Annotated in this window: 20 protein-coding genes and 1 pseudogene; 16 read left to right on the forward strand and 5 right to left on the reverse strand. The window is 42.2% G+C overall.

What is annotated here, in order from left to right:
* Positions 1 to 21: 21 nt before the first annotated feature.
* Together Q0541_RS34565 and Q0541_RS34570 are read left to right on the forward strand one after the other, a co-directional pair.
* Positions 22 to 204: a hypothetical protein gene (locus Q0541_RS34565; RefSeq protein WP_366941917.1), complete on the forward strand. Its 183-nt coding sequence runs from the start codon at positions 22 to 24 to the stop codon at positions 202 to 204.
* Positions 201 to 551, forward strand: coding sequence for a hypothetical protein (locus Q0541_RS34570; protein WP_366941918.1), 351 nt, complete (start codon positions 201 to 203; stop codon positions 549 to 551). The genes Q0541_RS34565 and Q0541_RS34570 overlap by 4 nt, the downstream gene beginning before the upstream one ends.
* A 65-nt stretch (positions 552 to 616) precedes the next feature.
* Here the strand turns inward: Q0541_RS34570 and Q0541_RS22765 are convergent, their stop codons facing one another.
* On the reverse strand, positions 617 to 754 hold the full coding sequence (locus tag Q0541_RS22765; protein ID WP_298915798.1) for a DUF5615 family PIN-like protein: 138 nt from the start codon (positions 752 to 754) through the stop codon (positions 617 to 619).
* Positions 755 to 772: 18 nt separating this feature from the next.
* Positions 773 to 1,105, reverse strand: a complete 333-nt coding sequence (locus Q0541_RS22770) for a DUF433 domain-containing protein (RefSeq protein WP_366941919.1) — start codon at positions 1,103 to 1,105, stop codon at positions 773 to 775.
* Between the two features lie 207 nt (positions 1,106 to 1,312).
* On the opposite strand from Q0541_RS22770, the gene Q0541_RS22775 reads away from it, so the two are divergent.
* From Q0541_RS22775 to Q0541_RS22785, 3 genes are all read left to right on the forward strand, one after another.
* Complete coding sequence (locus tag Q0541_RS22775) at positions 1,313 to 1,594, forward strand: hypothetical protein (protein ID WP_298915751.1); 282 nt, start codon at positions 1,313 to 1,315, stop codon at positions 1,592 to 1,594.
* Complete coding sequence (locus Q0541_RS22780) at positions 1,530 to 2,111, forward strand: ABC transporter ATP-binding protein (RefSeq protein ID WP_298915804.1); 582 nt, start codon at positions 1,530 to 1,532, stop codon at positions 2,109 to 2,111. The genes Q0541_RS22775 and Q0541_RS22780 overlap by 65 nt, the downstream gene beginning before the upstream one ends.
* Before the next feature lie 356 nt (positions 2,112 to 2,467).
* Complete coding sequence (locus Q0541_RS22785) at positions 2,468 to 2,836, forward strand: hypothetical protein (RefSeq protein WP_298915754.1); 369 nt, start codon at positions 2,468 to 2,470, stop codon at positions 2,834 to 2,836.
* A 146-nt stretch (positions 2,837 to 2,982) separates the two neighbouring features.
* Here the strand turns inward: Q0541_RS22785 and Q0541_RS22790 are convergent, their stop codons facing one another.
* Entirely contained in the window at positions 2,983 to 4,176 is a 1,194-nt protein-coding gene (locus Q0541_RS22790; RefSeq protein WP_298915757.1) for a Coenzyme F420 hydrogenase/dehydrogenase, beta subunit C-terminal domain, read from the reverse strand.
* Positions 4,177 to 4,283: 107 nt separating this feature from the next.
* Between Q0541_RS22790 and Q0541_RS22795 the strand changes: the two genes are divergently transcribed.
* From Q0541_RS22795 to Q0541_RS22835, 8 genes and pseudogenes are all read left to right on the forward strand, one after another.
* Complete coding sequence (locus tag Q0541_RS22795) at positions 4,284 to 4,415, forward strand: hypothetical protein (RefSeq protein ID WP_298915759.1); 132 nt, start codon at positions 4,284 to 4,286, stop codon at positions 4,413 to 4,415.
* Positions 4,416 to 4,642: 227 nt separating this feature from the next.
* A complete protein-coding gene (locus Q0541_RS22800; RefSeq protein WP_298915762.1) occupies positions 4,643 to 5,362 on the forward strand; it encodes a hypothetical protein in 720 nt (239 codons plus the stop codon).
* A gap of 272 nt (positions 5,363 to 5,634) precedes the next feature.
* A complete protein-coding gene (locus Q0541_RS22805) occupies positions 5,635 to 6,498 on the forward strand; it encodes an alpha/beta fold hydrolase (protein WP_298915765.1) in 864 nt (287 codons plus the stop codon).
* A 529-nt stretch (positions 6,499 to 7,027) separates the two neighbouring features.
* Positions 7,028 to 7,642 (forward strand): annotated as a pseudogene (locus tag Q0541_RS22810) (hypothetical protein); the annotation flags it as partial.
* 15 nt (positions 7,643 to 7,657) lie between these two features.
* Positions 7,658 to 8,527, forward strand: a complete 870-nt coding sequence (locus Q0541_RS34575) for a DnaJ domain-containing protein (RefSeq protein ID WP_366941920.1) — start codon at positions 7,658 to 7,660, stop codon at positions 8,525 to 8,527.
* A 533-nt stretch (positions 8,528 to 9,060) separates the two neighbouring features.
* A complete protein-coding gene (locus Q0541_RS22825; RefSeq protein ID WP_273769604.1) occupies positions 9,061 to 10,515 on the forward strand; it encodes a glycoside hydrolase 100 family protein in 1,455 nt (484 codons plus the stop codon).
* Positions 10,516 to 10,645: 130 nt separating this feature from the next.
* Positions 10,646 to 12,142, forward strand: a complete 1,497-nt coding sequence (gene rsmB, locus Q0541_RS22830; protein WP_298915770.1) for a 16S rRNA (cytosine(967)-C(5))-methyltransferase RsmB — start codon at positions 10,646 to 10,648, stop codon at positions 12,140 to 12,142.
* Positions 12,143 to 12,199: 57 nt separating this feature from the next.
* Positions 12,200 to 12,622 (forward strand): TerB family tellurite resistance protein, encoded by a 423-nt coding sequence (locus tag Q0541_RS22835; protein ID WP_273769603.1) that lies wholly within the window; start codon positions 12,200 to 12,202, stop codon positions 12,620 to 12,622.
* 141 nt (positions 12,623 to 12,763) lie between these two features.
* Here the strand turns inward: Q0541_RS22835 and Q0541_RS22840 are convergent, their stop codons facing one another.
* Both Q0541_RS22840 and Q0541_RS22845 read right to left on the reverse strand, forming a co-directional pair.
* Positions 12,764 to 12,991 carry a hypothetical protein gene (locus tag Q0541_RS22840; RefSeq protein ID WP_298915776.1) on the reverse strand — a complete coding sequence of 76 codons (228 nt, stop codon included), beginning with the start codon at positions 12,989 to 12,991 and terminating at the stop codon, positions 12,764 to 12,766.
* Positions 12,992 to 13,164: 173 nt separating this feature from the next.
* Positions 13,165 to 15,525: a transglycosylase domain-containing protein gene (locus tag Q0541_RS22845; RefSeq protein WP_298915779.1), complete on the reverse strand. Its 2,361-nt coding sequence runs from the start codon at positions 15,523 to 15,525 to the stop codon at positions 13,165 to 13,167.
* Between the two features lie 760 nt (positions 15,526 to 16,285).
* Between Q0541_RS22845 and folK the strand changes: the two genes are divergently transcribed.
* The 3 genes from folK (at position 16,286) to Q0541_RS22860 (ending at position 18,004) form a co-directional block, all read left to right on the forward strand.
* Positions 16,286 to 16,801 carry a 2-amino-4-hydroxy-6-hydroxymethyldihydropteridine diphosphokinase gene (gene folK / locus Q0541_RS22850; protein ID WP_298915811.1) on the forward strand — a complete coding sequence of 172 codons (516 nt, stop codon included), beginning with the start codon at positions 16,286 to 16,288 and terminating at the stop codon, positions 16,799 to 16,801.
* A 68-nt stretch (positions 16,802 to 16,869) separates the two neighbouring features.
* Positions 16,870 to 17,418: an NUDIX hydrolase gene (locus Q0541_RS22855; protein ID WP_298915784.1), complete on the forward strand. Its 549-nt coding sequence runs from the start codon at positions 16,870 to 16,872 to the stop codon at positions 17,416 to 17,418.
* Positions 17,419 to 17,425: 7 nt separating this feature from the next.
* Positions 17,426 to 18,004 (forward strand): ADP-ribosylglycohydrolase family protein, encoded by a 579-nt coding sequence (locus tag Q0541_RS22860; RefSeq protein ID WP_298915787.1) that lies wholly within the window; start codon positions 17,426 to 17,428, stop codon positions 18,002 to 18,004.
* Positions 18,005 to 18,030 lie beyond the last annotated feature (26 nt).

Raw genomic sequence — 18,030 nt, forward strand, 5'->3', positions numbered from 1 at the left:
GAGGGGTTAGGGGTAGACTGAATGTCTTATAAAAAGTTTTGTTTGAGAAAAGTAAAACAAGACTTTAACCTCACCCTAGTAGAAGGTGGGCGATTTTTGCCCCCTATAGAACCAATCTTGCCAAGTCCGATGCTGGCTGAATTTTTAGCAGAAAGTATCCAGTTAGCAATTGCAATGGGTTCTGGAAAGCTAGATCAGAATTGATTATCAGCCCAATATTGTTTGAAATGCGAAAAATTCTCAACAGACAAATCAGTTTTTTTTCTGGAGAAGAATTTAATGTTGAACCAGAAGTTGGACTGGCGGAATTTTGCGACTTTATGATTAGCCTTTTGCTAGAACAGTTATTTATTGAAGCCCCAGCAGTGGTGATTGTGGAAGCCAAAAAGGAAAATTTCAAAGGTGGTTTGGGGCAGTGTATTGCAGAAATGATCGCCGCCCAAAGGTTTAATGCTAAAAACGGAAAACCTACTACGGTAGTGTTACTAGTGGCAACCTGTGGACATTCCTTAAGTGTTAATGATAATCTCAAGGTGACTAAGCTTGGTTGATTGTAGCCTCCCAAGGCTAGCAGCATAGAAAAGTCTAAATCTTGAGTTACAACAACTCTATTTTCCTAGCGGGCAAATTCTAAGATTTTCAAATCGGATGTAGTTGCAGGCAAAACATCAGAGACTCGAATAATATCCCATCCTTCCCCCTGCAACGCAGCTACAGTCTGAGGTGAAATGTTCATGTCTGCTAGTAGCTTGATATCATTTACAGGTGTTTCTCAAGCAGTTGGGACTATCTGAATTTGATCGGAAACAACCAAAGCGGCGTATTTGAGTGCCTGTTGAATATCTTCAGCTTCTAGTTCTGGATAGGCTTGTAATACCTCTGCAACGGACTTACTATTCGCTAGCATCTTGAGGATGACACTAACAGTGATTCGCATACCCCGAATTGTCGGTTGTCCCAAGCAAATATTAGGATTAAGCGTGATGCGATCAAGTTTTTCTATGTTTCTCTGCGTGCAGCTGCCTTGCAGCTTAATTATAGTGCGTACACGCGCTAATTTATCTAGTTTAATCTGCCCCTTACCCCTCTTTGAAGTGATGGACATGATATCACTCACCTGTGCGATGCCTGCGGCGGGCTACGCCTACGCTAATGTTTGCTATTAGCTTGATATCAGTGCGATCGCATTTGCTACTCGTTGAAATTGAGATCACAAAGTCTGGGAATTTTGCGATTATTTGCTACTTTAAACTATATGCAAATAATTTAAATTTATCCATTTCAAGCATTTCGCCGAAGTGTGGCAACGGTAATGCAAGTAGTTCCAAAGGAGCTACTCTACGTGACAATTTTGACATTACTGGGTGGTTCAAGCCCAGCGATCGCCATTTGGCTCAACAAGGTGATCATTGATGAAATTACCCGCTTATTGAGCATCGGGACAACGCAGAATGCTATCGCCCTGATACTTTCCCAACCTTTGCTACTCTCCAGTATTGCGGGTTCAATGCTGGTGAATTTGGTGAGTGATGCGATCGCTAGCATCAATAACTTTAACAAAGGCATGGGGAGAAGTCAGGGAATCAGCTGTTAAGAATTGGAACTTTCAAAGAAATGGGAATCATCATCGGCAAGCTTTATCAGGTCTAAATGGAACTGAGTATCAAGCATCACAGACAGGTATTTACATCAAAAATCTGTCCTTTACTTATCCCAATAACGATGCCTACGACGGTAAACCACGCCCAATCCTAAAAAACATCAACCTAACGATTCACCCCAACAAGATGATTGTACTAATGGGTGAGAATGGTGCTGGCAAGACCACTTTAGCAAAGCTATTGTGTCGCCTTTATGACCCTAGCCAAGGTGCGATTATTTGGAATGGGCAAGATTTTCGCTCGCTCCCGTTAGAAGATTTGCGATCGCGGATTGATGTAGTTGTACAAGATTACGCTCGTTTTTCGACTACTGTGCGGGAGAATGTTGCCTTTGAGGATTTACCTAAAATGCAGGATGACGACGCTATCACCTCAGCGATCGCCAAGGCTGGTTTAGCTGGAGTAATTCAAAACCTCGATCACGGTTTGGAAACTCTCTTAGGCAAATAACTAGAACACGGTCAAATTATCGAGGTAGGCACTCATGACGAACTCATCGCACTAGGCGGACAGTATCACTTAATGTTTACTCGTCAAGCCAGTAATTATAACTGAGTGTGGAGTGGGGGTTTCAAAGCCTCTCTCCGCTTGCCTAACGGCAGGCTGACGCCAACGGGAAGAGGTTTTGTGAAAATTTTAGTATTATGTATTACTTATTTAAATATTATTATAAGTAATTTAACTTACCACCTTACAAAAAATTGTAAATAAAAACCGTGTTGACTCTGAAGCCAAGAATGATGTTTCTGTTGAATTATTAAGGTATCCAAGATAACTAATTGCTTGTTAAAAGTACTGTTAAAAAAATGGCAACTGACTTTAATCAAAACCAAACCCCAGATTCTCCTTGGAATCCTTTCCTCCCCACTAAAAGAGATATAAGCAGAACTGAAGAACTAGCACAAAAAAGCCCTATCGTTGCTGGTGTGTTAACATTTTTTCTTCCTTTTGCTACCATGATTTATCTCAACAGAGGAGTAAATAATCTAAAAATTCTTGGATACGTATTTGTCGCTGGTTTTATATTAGGTATAGTTTCATACCAAGAGAAAGATACTGGAAACATGAAAAGAGTAAGTAATCTAGTCGGATTATGTGGTCAAGTAGCTTTAATTACCGAAAATGTCAAAGCAGTTACTTTAGCCCGTAAGCGATTAAGTTCTAAGCAGTCTTAATAATTACTAAATATTAACTACTGTCCTTGAGTAGAAAATTACAAACAAGCTTTTACTATTCAGTATAAAAGTTTGCCCATATCTAAGCCAAGCCTGCTTGCAAAAGCAGGCTTGGCTTAGATAATATTTTACACAAACGGTAAACATTATTCTGGTAACTTATATTGCCCAACAATACGCTTGGCAAACTCTGGAACGTGGGCTTCTAATTTTTCTGGATGATTTCGCTTCACATACAAATAATTCCGAGTAAAGTGAGAATCAATCGAAAACCGCGCATACTCTAAACCCTTGGGGCCGATTTTTTCGATGACCACACCCATCAGTTTTGCTGCCCACATCGGGAGGGTAACGCCTTTATCGTAAGCGGGAATGCTTTGCTGTGCAGCTTCCTTGCGGTTGCCTTTAGACATGACTCCTTGGGTGTCTAACTGGTCTTTCACCAAATCTAGCATTTCCTTACCAGTGTCATTTCTAACTACAATCCATTGCCAGCCGAAGGGTGCGCCCATGTAGCCAACGACTAAATCGGCTAGGGAGTTGACGTAATCAAAGCAACTCATACAGGATGGGGCAAAGACATCTTTGAGTTGGTTTGTCTTCAAGCCAAAGAAAGGCACTGTTTCTGATGAGCCATCCTCATGTTTGAAGTGAACCCGGAAGTCTTGCATGAATTCGTAATGCACAACTGTCTGTGGCGATCGGCTGGTGGTTTCTAAGAATTTTTGCAGTCCGGCGCGGTTAACATTATCTACGCAGGGTGTACCCAAAACATACAGCTTTTCTAAGCCAAGTTGTTTTTCTACAGCTCGTAATGCCTGAATTTGGCAACCAACACCAATTACTAACAGCCGCTTCATTCCCGATTTTTCTATCTGTTCCAACACCGAAAGGTTCGGGGAAAGTGTTGGTTTATTTACCCGCGCTGCTAGTATTTCTTCTGGAGTCCGGGCGATGATCGGCATAGGTTGAAAGCGGTCTTCTTTGGTGTTTTGCACACAGACGACACCTTCAACTAAGCCGCGATTGAGCATTTCAATGGCAATGCTGCTAACAATACCCGTCCATTGTGCGCCTTCGATGGGCTGTTGTTTCCGCGCCGCTATCATGTCTTGGTGAACACCAAAGTACAGTTCATCAAGGTTGTCGAGATGGCGCGATCGCGTGTGTGTTTCTTCTTCAAGTTCGCCTATTTGCTGATTAATAAAAGCGCAGGCTTCCTTGACATAGTGAATATAGTATGTATCGCATAGTCCGCACTCGCTACAGAGTTCTTTAGCAGGGCGGCGGCTGGTAGGCTTTAAGGCTCTGGCTTTTTTGTGAGGAGAAACTGAGGTCATGTAAATTTTTTGTTTTATTCAGTAATCGCTTTTATTACAATACCTTCACTCGCTATGAACTTCACGATAGAGATTGAACAAGAAGCAAATGGGCGCAATAAGCTGAAGTGATTAATTTTCCTGGTGTACTGGCTTATGGGCAGACACGAGAAGAAGCTGTTGCTAGAGTTCAAGGATTAACTCTGCGTGTGTTAGTAGATAAGGTGGAACATGAAGAAGTAACTCCAGTCAATGCTTAAGTAATTTTTCCGAAGACGTAACAGTTTAATTCAGTCTACGCTCTGGGTAATAAGGCTACTCAGATAAACTCATGGGACTTGACGACCAAACTAACTCAGCGCAGCACGCTCTAAAAAAGTTACGTGCAGCAACAGCTAGCGCCAGTGCAGCTCAAAAAATTGCTCAACGAGATTACGAGCAAGCTTAAACTGAAGCTAATAAATGGGTACGGCGATATAAACTTGCATTGAAAGAAGGTCGTGAAGATTTAGCTGGTCATGCACAATTCCAGAAGGAACGTTACCAAGCAATAGCTAGCAGACTGAAAAACCTTGTAGACGAGCAAACACCACAAGTAGATAACATTAAATTTAACCTGGCTTCTTGGGAGAGCAAAATTTCTGAAACACAGAATGAAGTGTTACTCAGCAATCCTAATCCTAATATTTATATGGGTGTTTTCGAGTATATGGAAGAGAAAGTTTTACAGATTGAAGCCAGTTCAATAGTGGTTTCACAGCCCGATGATTTTCAGAAGGATATTTTGCTCAACTTTGAAGACACTGACGAGAAATTAAAACGGCTCAAAGAACAAATATCACCACATAAACTGCAAAGTCAATCTCCGGATAAAAAGGATACTAAAGCAACATTAGCAGAGGCTATTTGCGAGACAAAAGAAGCTGTAAACACCGCTGTTAACAATAAAGAGTGTATCCAGAAAGATTATGATAAAGCTCAAGAGGAAGTTAAATTCTGGAATAGAAAGGCTCATATAGCTTTGAAAAATAATGATGATAATTTAGCTATTAAAGCTGTACTCAAGAAAAAAGTTCAAAACAAAATTGCGCTTACTCTTCAAACTCAGCTTCAGCAGCAGGAAGCAACAGTAGCTGTACTCAGACAAAATCTGATGACTCTAGAAAATTTCAAGAAAACAGTATTGAATCAGAAACAATATCTCTGACAACCCAGTTACCTGAAAGCTGGAGATGTGTACGCACACTCAAGGGTGACTTAGCAGCAGTTAATGTGATCGCTATCAGTCCTGATGCTACTACCTTACTTAGTGGCAGTGATCATAGACAAACTTGTACCAGATAGATTTACAGAACTTGTCAAAATTGACTCTGACTATGATACAATTCGCCAAAACCAAGTGTTCAAAATTTCAGTTAATAGTTTTTTGTGGCGAGTGAACAATGAACATCGCTGTAAAGATTTGAGTCTTTTATCAAAATGAATTCATACACTGAAACAGAATTCTTTGTTGGTGCTATTCCGTACCAAATGTACGTTCAATATTACCAACCGAAGAAAGACCATAATTCAGTTCCTATTGTGCTTTTACATGGCGCTTTTCATACAGGAACTTGCTTTGTCAAAACACCTGATAATCGCCAAGGTTGGGCAGCATATCTGGCAGAACTTGGCTGGGAAACGTATATTGTTGACTTGCCAGGGCATAGTCGATCGGGGTTTGTGCCAGACTTCCCCCTGATGTCATATCAGAGGATAATCAATGCTACTGTCGCGCTACTCGAACAGATTGGCCCGGCTGTTATTCTTACCCACAGTATGTCTGGTGTTGTTGGTTGGCAGACGGCAAAAACTCATCCCAAACTTGTTAAAGCTATTGTAGCCATTGCACCAAGTCCACCAGCCGATTTATTACCAGCGACCTCAAAAAACTCTCACGAGGCTTTTCCCGAAGACCGTCCACGTATTTACTCGCGTGAAGATACTAAGAAATACTTCACTAACTCAAATACTTTTCCGCAAGAGAATTTTGAGAATTACTTTTGCAGTTTGGTTGCTGAGAGTGCGCGGATTAGCAACGAACTTAGAAATGTTGAAGGACGAGGGCTTTATATTTGCGACCCTCAGGTACTATTTGATATTCCCATATGTGTGATTACGGGCGACCAAGACCCGCGCCATCCTCGTGAGGTAGATGCAGAAACTGCAAAATACTTCCGAGGTGATTTTATTTGGCTTCCTGAAGTTGGACTCTCTGGTCACGGTCATATGCAAATGCTTGAACACGGTAACTTAGCTATTGCTGACCTGTTTATCAATTGGCTGCATAGCAAAGGTCTATAGTTGAAGACATGATGCAAAGAATTTTTTCAAATAAATAGCCAATTTGCACTTTGAAATGTTCAAGCAGATTAATCTACACCTTGGAGCATGAAGCTAAACAATAGAATAAGTAGGTCGGCGTAAATATTTATAGTTGGCATAAGGCAGGAGGAAAGAGGGTGTTTAGCCTAGTTCATCTTTCTTTACCTAGTTTGGTTTTATTGTGCTGACTTATTTACTGCTAATGCTAGGAGGTAATCGAAGCGAAAAACAAAAACCAGTGACACAAAACTCTAAAACAGGTGCAGCTTTTATCGCAGGCGGAACCATAGCAGGTGCTGGTGTTTCCGCAACGGTAGGCGGAATGGGACTAGCCGGAGGATTTGGTGCAGTCGGTATTGGTGCAACTCCTGTAGTCGGTGCTGGTGCTGTGGCTGGTGCAGCTGCTTATGGCGCTTTTAAAGCGATCGCACAGGGAGATGCTGCTGCTTTTGGTACGATGGGAATTGGTGCAGTCGGCGGTGCTGGTGTTTATAGCTTCGTCGGTAGTATGGGTTTAGTCGCACCTAAAGTAGGGCTGGCATTTGGTATTGGTGCAGTCCCGATGGCGGGAATTGGTGCAGTGGTGGGACTCGCCGCCTATGGTATTGCCAAACTGTTAGATGAATCTGAAATTAGCGAAACTCCAGTACAGCTTTTTGAGCGAATGGAAGAGAAAGTTTTGCTGATGGATGCCTATTCAGAAGCAGTGATGGAATTAGAAGCATTTTTATCTGGTGAGGATTTCAACCAAAAATTTGCTGCTTTGGAAGTCGAAGATGAGTTGCAGGCACTTAAGACTGAATTCAAGAAAAAATCAGAATTTGTTACTCTTAAACCTTCTACTCCCAATATTGAACCAGAAAGAATATCTCTGACAACCCAGTTACCTGAAAGCTGGAGATGTGTTCGCACACTCAAGGGTCACTTAGCGGCAGTTAATGCGATCGCTATCAGTCCTGATGGTACTACCTTGAGCAGTGGCAGTGATGACAGACAAGTTTATCTGTGGAACTTGAAAACCGGAAAATGGCTTTACACCTTTTCTGGATAAGCAGAGGCAGTTTTATCTGTTGCTATCAGCCCTGATGGACAGCAGATTGCAAGTGGTAGTGTCGATCGCAAAATCAGCACTTGGCAGATGGACACAAAAAAATTTCACCGGACATTCTCTTATTTAAATGCTTATAGTCATAATGGTTTTGTTAACTCGATTGCCTACAGTCCTGATGGGGCAATTCTTGCCAGTGGTGCTGCCGATAAGACTATTAGAATTTGGGGACGCTACACGGGAACAATAAAACGCACCTTGAATGGACACTCAGATGCAGTTTTGTCTGTCACCATCAGTCCCGATGGTAAAATCCTTGCAAGCAGTAGCGCAGATCAAACTATTAGGCTTTGGGATGTCAAAACTTGGGAACAGCGCTACATTCTCACTGAACATTTGGGAGCTGTGAATACAGTTGTTATTAGCCTTAACAGTCAAACTCTTATTAGTGGTAGCACAGACACTACAATAAAGGTGTGGAATCTTCAAACTGGAGAATTACTCTCCACTCTGACTGGACACTCAGCAGCGGTTTTATCTGTTGCTATCAGCCCTGATGGAAAAACTCTTGTCAGTGCCAGCAGAGACGGTATCATCAAACTTTGGAACCTACATACTGGCGAATTACTACAAAATCTTTCTGGGCGAAATCCCGTTGCTTTCAGTCCTGATGGTAAGACGGTGGTAAGTGGCGGTAATGGTGGATGCATCAAGATTTGGAGACAAATGCAAAGCTTTGATAAATTTACTCTCGACTCCGTATTATCTGGGAAATGGTGGGAAGTCTTGGGTGTAGATCAGAGTGATAATGCCAATGTTCTAAAACTTGCCTACATTCGATTAGTAAGACAGTATCATCCTGATGTCAACAGTTCTGCGAACGCAAAAGCTTCAATGCAAGCAATTAATCAAGCTTATAAAGAATTCCAGGAGCAGTTAAACGCTGACAAATGTCAGTAGGGTAAAATATATAACTCTTCGGAAGTATTGACATTTTAAACTTTTAAAGCATTCATCTTGCATATTCTGAAAAAAAGTTATAAATTATTAGATTATAGGGGAATAATCTGACCTCTTAGTGTCAAAAACTAATCCGGCTCAAGTAAATATACTGCAACCAGTTTTAACTTCACGCAAACCCTAAACACCACTGAAGATATATTTTTGTTTAGTAAAGCAAAGATTCCGGACATGAAACGGAACAATAAATAATCTAAAAATATATATTGTGTAACTCTTTTTAAGAATTATATTACTGCTTATAGTGAATAACAACAACTATAATTAACCCAAAGAGTAATCGATTATAAGCAAATTAACTAGCAATAAAGTTGTATAAATGTCAGCAGATTTATTTATAGTTAATTGATTAATTTTTCTGCAAGTTATATTTGCTATTCAAAGAAGCGTTTTTGTTATGCTGAGAATAGCAAAAATAATAAATGAAGACGCATCTACCACAAATTCACAACCCAAATGGAGTTATTCTGGCGATGCACCTAAACGAATTGGAAACTACTGAAAATTTAAAAGAAGTGGAAGCAGCGTGGCAAGCACTAGAAAAATCAATTCTCTACTATCAAGGCCGCCCCGTTGGTACGGTAGCTGCTTATGATGCATCTGTAGCGGCGCTCAATTATGACCAGTGCTTTGTTCGGGATTTTGTCTCTGCCGGTCTAATTTTTCTGATCAAAGGTAGAACAGATATTGTTCGCAATTTCTTAGAAGAAACCTTAAAGTTACAGCCTAAAGAGAAGGCATTAGACGCCTATAAGCCGGGACGAGGATTAATACCAGCTAGCTTTAAAGTTGTATCAGAAAATGGGCAAGAATATTTAGAAGCAGACTTTGGTGAACATGCGATCGCTAGAGTTACACCTGTAGATTCTTGCCTATGGTGGATTATTTTGTTGCGTGCTTATGTAGTTGCCACAGAAGATTTTTCTCTAGTCTATCAACCTGAATTCCAAAACGGAATCAGGTTAATCATGGAAATCTGCTTGGCGAATCGTTTTGATATGTACCCAACGCTGTTGGTTCCAGATGGTGCTTGTATGATTGACCGTCGGATGGGCATTTATGGGCATCCTCTAGAACTACAAGTTCTTTTTTACACGGCATTGCGTGCATCTCGTGAACTGCTAATTTGTCAAGGGAATTCCGATATTGTTGCAGCTATTGATAACCGTTTGCCTCTTTTATGTGCTCATATTCGCCAGCATTATTGGATAGATATTAATCGCCTGAATGCAATTTATCACTTCAAAAGTGAAGAATATGGCAAGGGTGCTGTTAATCTGTTCAACATATATGTAGATTCTGTTCCCTATTATGAATTAGATAAGTGGCTGTCAAAAAAAGGTGGTTATCTAGCAGGTAATGTTGGGCCCTCGCAGCTAGATACTCGCTTCTTTTCACTGGGAAACTTAATGGCAATTATTTCAGACTTAGCCACCGAAGAACAGTCACAAGCAATTATGACTCTCATCGAGGAACGATGGGAAGATTTGGTGGGAGATATGCCAATGAAAATTTGTTTCCCAGCTTTGGAACATGAAGAATACAGAATTGTAACTGGATGTGACCCAAAAAATATTCCCTGGTCGTATCATAATGCTGGTAGTTGGCCAGTTTTAATGTGGATGTTGGCAGCTGCGGCTATGAAAACTAACAAAATAAGTCTTGCACAAAAGGCTATTGAAACTGCCCAAGGACGGCTGAGTACAGATGAATGGCCAGAGTATTACGACGGTAAGAAAGGGCGACTGATTGGGAAACAAGCTAGGAAATATCAAACTTGGACAATTACTGGGTTCTTATTAGCAAAAGAACTGATGGCAAACCCCACTTATTTGCCGTTAATCAGCTTTGGGAAATTACCAGCAGAACAGGTTTCTAGAGCATGTGAGTTAGAAATCGCCAGTGTAGATCCGTATATGACTCGATAGGGAAGTTAAGAGTCATTCTATTTTGGATTTTAGATTTTAGATTTTGGATTGAAGGAAAAATCTAAAATCCAAAATCCAAAATCTAAAATTGGCAGAGTTAAAATACAAAAGCCTCCTGACTCATGTTTCCATGACAAACCCTCGTCAACTAGCTTTTATTGCCCTGCGAGATGTTCATAAGGGGGCTTATGCTGATGTTGCCCTAGATAGAGTGCTGCAAAAAGTTAATTTGGCTGATAACGATCGCCGTTTGGTGACAGAACTGGTTTATGGGAGCGTCAGAAGGCAGCGCACTCTTGATAGTCTCATTGATCAACTCGCTAAAAAGAAATCTGATCAACAACCACAAGACCTCCGCACCATTTTACATCTGGGCTTCTACCAACTGCGCTATCAAGAGCGTATTCCCGCCTCAGCTGCTGTTAATACCACCGTCCAACTTGCTAAAGAAAACGGTTTTTCTGGACTCACGGGTTTTGTTAACGGTCTATTACGCCAGTACATTCGCCTTGCAGAAAAGATAAAGGCAGATCCGTTACAACTTCCAGAGAACCTAGTGGAACACTTTGACTTTTCACCTGATCTGGAAAACCTCTCTCCAAACCTCTCTCCTAAAAGGGGAGAGGCTTTGAATTCTCCCTCAACCCTACAAGGGTTGGGGGCTGGGGGGTTAGCTTTCGTAACTTTTCCAGGTCAGGTGAAACGCTTGGGTATTTTACACAGCTTTCCTGACTGGATTATTCAAGTTTGGTTAGAACAATTGGGTTTGGCCCAGACAGAACAATTATGTGAATGGATGAACCGATCACCAACAATTGACTTGCGTATCAACCCCCTTTGCACTTCAATTGAGCAAGTTGAGGCGGCTTTGCAATCTGCTGGTATTTTGGTGAGACGGATTTCTCATTTACCCCAAGCTTTACGATTGATTGGTAATACTGGGTCAATTCAAAAACTACCTGGTTTCAAAGAAGGTTGGTGGACTGTACAAGATAGTAGTGCCCAATTGGTAAGTCATTTGCTCGACCCCCAACCAGGTGAGGTGGTAATTGATGCCTGTGCTGCACCAGGGGGTAAAACAACCCACATCGCTGAATTAATGGCAGATAAAGGGAAAATTTGGGCTTGCGATCGCACTCCTTCTCGTCTTCGCAAACTCCAAGAAAATTCTCAACGGCTGAATTTACAATCTATTCAAATTTACACTGGTGACAGTCGTCATTTTGCCCAATTTCAAAACACCGCAGACCGCGTATTACTGGATGCTCCATGTTCTGGTTTGGGAACCATGCACCGTCATGCTGATGCTCGTTGGCGACAGACACCAGAATCTGTCCGAGAACTTTCCCTGCTGCAAAAAGAATTATTAACACATACATCTACTTTTGTCAAACCTAGTGGTGTACTAGTTTATGCTACCTGTACATTGCATCCAGCAGAAAATGAACAAGTGATTTCGGCATTTTTAGCTGAGTCACCTGATTGGCAAATTGAGTCTCCCAGCGGCTTTGAGTTCCCTGATTCTGCCCATACCATGCCTCAAGGTTGGTTTAAAGTCTGGCCCCATCGACAGGACATGGATGGCTTTTTTATGGTGCGCTTAAGAAAAACCAATAATTCCGAGTGAATACTGTTTGGGATTGTACGATTTTATGGAGGTCTGAATCTACCAGAGGAGGCAGCAATGGTTACCCCTTCCAATGTGAAAAACTTAGTTAAAATCCTGATTGGAGCAGCCTGGATCGATGGCAGAATCCAGCCAGAAGAACGGCAATATCTGCGCGAAATAGCTCAAGCAAAGGGTTTGGCTAACGATCCAGAAATTAAGCCTTGGCTGTACGAATTAGTTCCTGTACAACCAAAAGAGTGCTATGACTGGGTGCAGGAGTATTTAGGCGATCGCCCCAGCCTTGAAGATTGTGAAAACTTGATTGAAGCCATCAGTGGCTTAATTTATAGCGATGGTGAAGTTGCCGTTGAAGAAGCCAGACTCCTAACGGAATTGCAAGATATAGCCAAACCGCATGATTCAACTCAACCAGTTCAGACTAAACTTCTAAAACAAATTCAAAAGCTTTACCGCCGTTGGGTTGAAGTGCAAAACTAACAGGGAGTTATGAGTTATGAGTTATGAGTTATGAGTTATTAGTTGACAAGAGGCGAATAATCGCTTCTGTAAATAGATGATTTTTAAGTTTGGCACTCACAACTAAGCACTCGGCACTCAGCACTCATCACTCATTACTGCTTATGGCTTCGGTTCACCCAGACCCGGAGTCTCTTCTTTATCAACCTTAGGCACAAAATCAGGACGCTCTTTGCTTTCCCAACCTGCGGGGCGTTTTGAGTTGTACCAAGCTATTGAACCAATGCTTACAGCAGCAATAAAACCAACGACATACACCAAGGTAAAAGCCAAGGGAAAATGAGGAGCAGCATCTATGGCTGGTGCTGCTGTCTGCATAAATAAATGCATGAGTATATTCTCCAAGGTTAAATAACAGTACTTAACACATTATCAAATGAGCGTATCACGTAACATCCCCCTGTAGTTAAGTTTAAGCAACTTCATATTGCACAGAAATGCGGACGCAGGGACACAAGGAGCAGGATTTTTACCTATATGCCCAATGCCCAATGCCCAATTCCTCATTCATGAGACGGTCTAAGTCGATCCCGCCAGGATGGCTGTGACCGTGAAGAACCTGAAGAACCAGAACTATTATTTGCGGGAGAGAACGATCGCCGAGTTCTTCGAGACGGGGGAGAAGAAGAATCAGATTCTACTTTTCTAGATCGCCGCCGTGGGGTAGATGATTCTGAGGAAGAGTTGCTGGAACTTGATTCTTGGCTGCGATCGCGCCTTCTCCGTCTTGGGGTATAATCGCTGGATTGCTGTTCTTCTTCAGAATAGCTCCTCCTATTTCTACGTCTTCTAGATGAACCACTATCCTCAGAATTAGAATTTGTAGAACTTTCCCTTTCTGAGTCATCATCATCAGAAATAGAATGATTCAGCACTTGTTTGGGCTTGATGGACTGGGCTTTGATAGTGCCTTTGCGACCTTCTAACTTGGGTCGTTTGGGAAATTTTTCTACGGGCATCCCCTCTGCCGCTTTTTCCATAAATTCGTGCCAAGTATAAGCGGCGCTACTACTGCTACCGTCTGTGGGGTGGTTGTCATCGTTACCTAGCCACACCCCTGTCACCATCTGGGGAATGTAGCCAATAAACCACAAATCACGGGCTTCGTCGGAGGTGCCGGTTTTGCCTGCAACTGGTCTATTATCTAACTGAGCAGCACCACCAGTTCCCGCTTCTACAACGTTGCGTAGCATCCAAGTCATGATGGCGGCACTGTCAGCGTCAAGGGCGCGTTGAGACGGGAAATTAGCTGACCAGATTACTTTGCCTTGGCGGTTGAGAATGCGAGTAATACCATGAGGCTCTGTATGCAATCCTTGGGTGGCAAAACTGCCGTAAGCACTGGTCAATTCCAGCAAATTCACTTCGTTGGAGCCGAGAGCCAAGGAATAGGTGGGCCTGAGTTCAGATTTTATCCCCATATCATGGGCAAGTTTAATCGTTGGCGTAAATCCTACATCAATCAGCACCTTCACCGCAATAATATTGATAGAGCGGGTGAGGGCATCTAGCATGTCCATTGACCCGTGGAAGTTTTTACCAAAGTTTTTCGGTTCATAGCCATCTACGACAATCGGTGCATCCTCATAGGTATCGTAGGGACTTTTACCGCTAGCGATCGCAGTGGCATATACAAACCCTTTAAATGTCGATCCTGGCTGCCGCTGTGCCTGAGTAACCCGATTAAACTGGTTTTTACCAAAGTCTTTTCCGCCAACCATTGCCTTAATTTCACCGCTGCGGGGGTCAATGGCAACCATTGATCCTTGCTTAAAGTTCTCCCAGCGTCCTTGATTTCGCAGCGTTTTGGCAACTGCTTCTTCTGCTACCTTCTGCCAAGTTGGGTTCAGCGTAGTTTCCACTACTAGACCCCCACTTGCTAGCACCTTAGGAGAAACGTACTTCGGCAATTCTTTTTGGATGTAGCTAGTAAAGTAGGGTGATTCTACTTGGACTCGCTTGGGTAAACTGCTTTTCAGGGTTAGTGGCTCCTGAACTGCTGCCTGCCTTTGCTCTGGCGTAATTATTTTATCCTCTTGCATCCGTAGCAATACCAAGTCCCGCCGCCGTTTTGCAGCTTCTGGATTCCTGTTTGGGGCGTACAAGCTAGGAGCAGGAGCTAATCCAGCAATCGTTGCCATTTCGGCGAGTGACAGTTGATCTGGCGATTTACTAAAGTATACCCAGGCTGCATCTGCTACACCATAAGCTCCATTTCCCAAGTAAACCAGATTCAAGTAACGCTCTAAAATCTGATCTTTGGTTAATTCTTGCTCCATTTTTTGGGCGAGGCGGACTTCCTTGAGTTTGCGCCAGATTGTCTGTTCTTGTTTCAGGAAGAGAATCCGCGTTAGCTGTTGGGTGATGGTGCTACCACCTTCTACCACACCTTGCGATCGCAAATTATTCAAACTCGCTCTCACAATTCCTTGAGGATCAAATCCGTTGTGCTGCTTAAATCTTCTATCTTCTGAGGCAATGAAAGCTTTTTTTAAATTATCTGGTATTTGTTCTAGCTTTAGCTGTTCTCTACTGGCTTCACCTTGTTGTTGTAATATGCTTCCATCAACAGCTTTAATGGTCAGTGTTTGCTCTCTAAGCACGGCGTTTAGCTCGGCCTTATCTGGCAAAGTGCGATCTATTAGACTGACGCCGTAGATGAAAGCTACTATCCCACCACCTACACCCAAGCCTGCCCAAAACCATAAGCGACGATAAAGTGGTTTACCGCCAGTTGCCTGATTGGTCTTCATCCTAGATGGTAAAATTTTCATTTTGCTCAGTAACTGCCTTGCCTGCGCCAGATGTGCTGGTAGTATTTCAATTGTCGATTCTTCGTGTTGATGATGATTACCAAGTAGCAATCACGGTTCCTCCCCATTAGAGTCACTCTAATTAGTTGGTTTTCGCTTCAAACACAAAATAATATTTTATACGTTAACTCCTCTATATAAAGTCCTAACTACTTAACCACTATCAATAAGCTTTAGGGTTATAGCACCATCTTTATGTTAGTTTGCCACTCTTCTGGCTCAAGCCACGGAGATTCTCAGTTCAACGAGTCCATTTAATTAGAGCAACTTGCGATACTCTCACCAGAGGTGGTTCTCTCCCTAAGCATTACTTGCCGAGTGCCCCTCGGTAGTCGGATTACTCCAAAATTGATTTGAGTTAAGTGCCAGTCGTCTAATTCCTGTAAATCTTTTATCTACTTTCAGGCTGCTTAACAAAAATTGTCAAGCCACTAGAACAACAAAGTAGAACCCCATAGATTTAATTGTCAAGGTGCGGCGTCTGTATGTTAAACAGCAATCAGGTTTTTAAACAGGTTGATTACCTTTCCTGCTACAGTAAATGGTAATGCAAATTAGCTACCATATCAATAAAAAAAAGACCGAAAGCTTATCAATTGAGCTTTAGTTAAGACGAGTGGGAGAGGCTAGATTGCTACGCTTTATCAATAAAATACTTAACAAAACTCACTACTATAGAATAATAATGTATATTAGATTGAGTTTTGTAAAACTACTGCAATTATCATAATTTTTAGAAATATAAAAACTATTGACATTTTCTGGATATCCGCAAAGACAGCCCGAAAACAGCTTACTTAAGGAGAGTATGATGCCTGAGTTGGGCTATGCCTACGCCAAGCCCAGACGAAGCGCTATTGCCCTTGGTAGTAATATCGGCGATTCACAGGCGATTTTAGAAGCAGCTATCGAAACTTTAGTCCAAACGCCAGGTATTCTCTTAGAAGCCAGATCAAGTTGGTACCAAACCAAAGCAGTAGGGCCACAGCAGCCAGATTACTTAAATGGCTGCGTCACATTGCAAGTAGAAATGCTACCCCAGAAGTTATTAGAAGCTTTGTTAGGAATTGAACAACAATTTGGGCGTGTGCGTCAAGAACGCTGGGGGCCACGAACCCTGGATTTGGATTTGTTATTATATGATGACTTGATTGTGGATACACCAAACCTCCAGATTCCCCATCCCCGAATGCGGGATCGGGCCTTTGTGCTAGTACCACTGGCAGAAATTGCCTCAGATTGGGTAGAACCAGTTTCTAGGTGTGTTATTAAAGAACTGCTTAAAGAAATAGACTGTTCTGATGTACATTTATTGATGGACAATTAAAATTACTATCCTTAAACACAGAAGAACGCTGATTTCACCTCTGTATTCACAGATAATCAGATTTTACTATGCCATTAGGTAGAGAATTACCACAACTGCTGAAACAACGCTTGTTTTATAAAGGACGCAAGTTTGATTTTGAAGTTAATCGTTTGCGTTTGCCTAATAAAGCTGAAGGAGAATGGGAATGTATTCGTCACCCTGGTGGTGCCCTAGCTGTACCTGTGACATCAGAAGGCAAACTTGTACTCGTGCGCCAGTATCGTTTTGCAGTTCAGGGACGGATATTAGAATTTCCAGCGGGAACTGTAGAACCAAATGAAGATCCCCTAGAAACGATACAGCGTGAAATTGAAGAAGAAACTGGCTATAGTGCCCAAAAATGGGACAAACTAGGCGAATTTTTCCTAGCGCCTGGTTATTCTGATGAAATTATCTATGCATTTCTAGCGCGAGATTTAGAAAAGCTGGAGACACCACCACCACAAGATGGAGACGAGGATATTGAAACTGTGTTTTTGACTCCCAAAGAATTAGAGAAAGCTATTCTGGAAGGAGAACTGGTAGATGCTAAATCAGTTTCTAGCTTCTTTCTGGCGCGTCCGTTTTTAGTTTAATACCTATATGCTGCTAGAGTTAGCAATCGCAGATGCCTACGGTGCAGGCTTTGAATATGGTGACGAGATGATCGTTAACAACGATTTGAGTCGATACGTCGAACATCCGCGTTTTCGACTCATCCCTGAAACTTACACTGACGACACCCAGATGAGCATTGCCATTGCGGAGGTGATTGTTGCTCAAGTGCCTTGGACACCAGAAGTTTTAGCCGATAGTTTTGTTAAAGCCTTTAAACGCGACCCCAGAGAGGGTTATGCTAGAAACTTCTACCATTTTTTAGTAGGAATTCAAGATGGGCAAGAGTTTTTAACCGAAATTCGCCCTGACAGCGATAAAAGTGGGGCAGCAATGCGTGCAGCGCCCATAGGTATTTATCCTACAGCAGAGAAAGTCATTCAGGCGACAACAATTCAAGCGGCAATTACCCACAATACACCTGATGGGATCAATGCTGCGGTTGCGGCTGCTTTGATGTCACATTATTTTATCTATCGACTGGGAGCAAAACGCAAATTAGGACAGTTTCTAGAAGATTGTGTATCGGGGGAGTGGTCTGGGAGCATCCCAATTGTGCAAAAATAAAGAAAGGAAAATCATTCGCGAGATTT

The sequence above is a fragment of the uncultured Nostoc sp. genome (assembly GCF_937863485.1).
Classification (GTDB): domain Bacteria; phylum Cyanobacteriota; class Cyanobacteriia; order Cyanobacteriales; family Nostocaceae; genus Nostoc.

Coding starts and splice junctions, on each gene's coding strand:
- Q0541_RS34575 (WP_366941920.1), top strand. CDS start 7,658: ATGGACACAAAAAAATTTCACCGGACATTCTCTTATTTAAATGCTTAT.
- Q0541_RS22790 (WP_298915757.1), bottom strand. CDS start 4,176: ATGACCTCAGTTTCTCCTCACAAAAAAGCCAGAGCCTTAAAGCCTACC.
- Q0541_RS22835 (WP_273769603.1), top strand. CDS start 12,200: ATGGTTACCCCTTCCAATGTGAAAAACTTAGTTAAAATCCTGATTGGA.
- Q0541_RS22860 (WP_298915787.1), top strand. CDS start 17,426: ATGCTGCTAGAGTTAGCAATCGCAGATGCCTACGGTGCAGGCTTTGAA.
- Q0541_RS22805 (WP_298915765.1), top strand. CDS start 5,635: ATGAATTCATACACTGAAACAGAATTCTTTGTTGGTGCTATTCCGTAC.
- Q0541_RS22770 (WP_366941919.1), bottom strand. CDS start 1,105: ATGTCCATCACTTCAAAGAGGGGTAAGGGGCAGATTAAACTAGATAAA.
- Q0541_RS22825 (WP_273769604.1), top strand. CDS start 9,061: ATGCACCTAAACGAATTGGAAACTACTGAAAATTTAAAAGAAGTGGAA.
- Q0541_RS34565 (WP_366941917.1), top strand. CDS start 22: ATGTCTTATAAAAAGTTTTGTTTGAGAAAAGTAAAACAAGACTTTAAC.
- Q0541_RS22775 (WP_298915751.1), top strand. CDS start 1,313: ATGCAAGTAGTTCCAAAGGAGCTACTCTACGTGACAATTTTGACATTA.
- rsmB (WP_298915770.1), top strand. CDS start 10,646: ATGACAAACCCTCGTCAACTAGCTTTTATTGCCCTGCGAGATGTTCAT.
- Q0541_RS22780 (WP_298915804.1), top strand. CDS start 1,530: ATGCGATCGCTAGCATCAATAACTTTAACAAAGGCATGGGGAGAAGTC.
- folK (WP_298915811.1), top strand. CDS start 16,286: ATGCCTGAGTTGGGCTATGCCTACGCCAAGCCCAGACGAAGCGCTATT.
- Q0541_RS22785 (WP_298915754.1), top strand. CDS start 2,468: ATGGCAACTGACTTTAATCAAAACCAAACCCCAGATTCTCCTTGGAAT.
- Q0541_RS22840 (WP_298915776.1), bottom strand. CDS start 12,991: ATGCATTTATTTATGCAGACAGCAGCACCAGCCATAGATGCTGCTCCT.
- Q0541_RS22855 (WP_298915784.1), top strand. CDS start 16,870: ATGCCATTAGGTAGAGAATTACCACAACTGCTGAAACAACGCTTGTTT.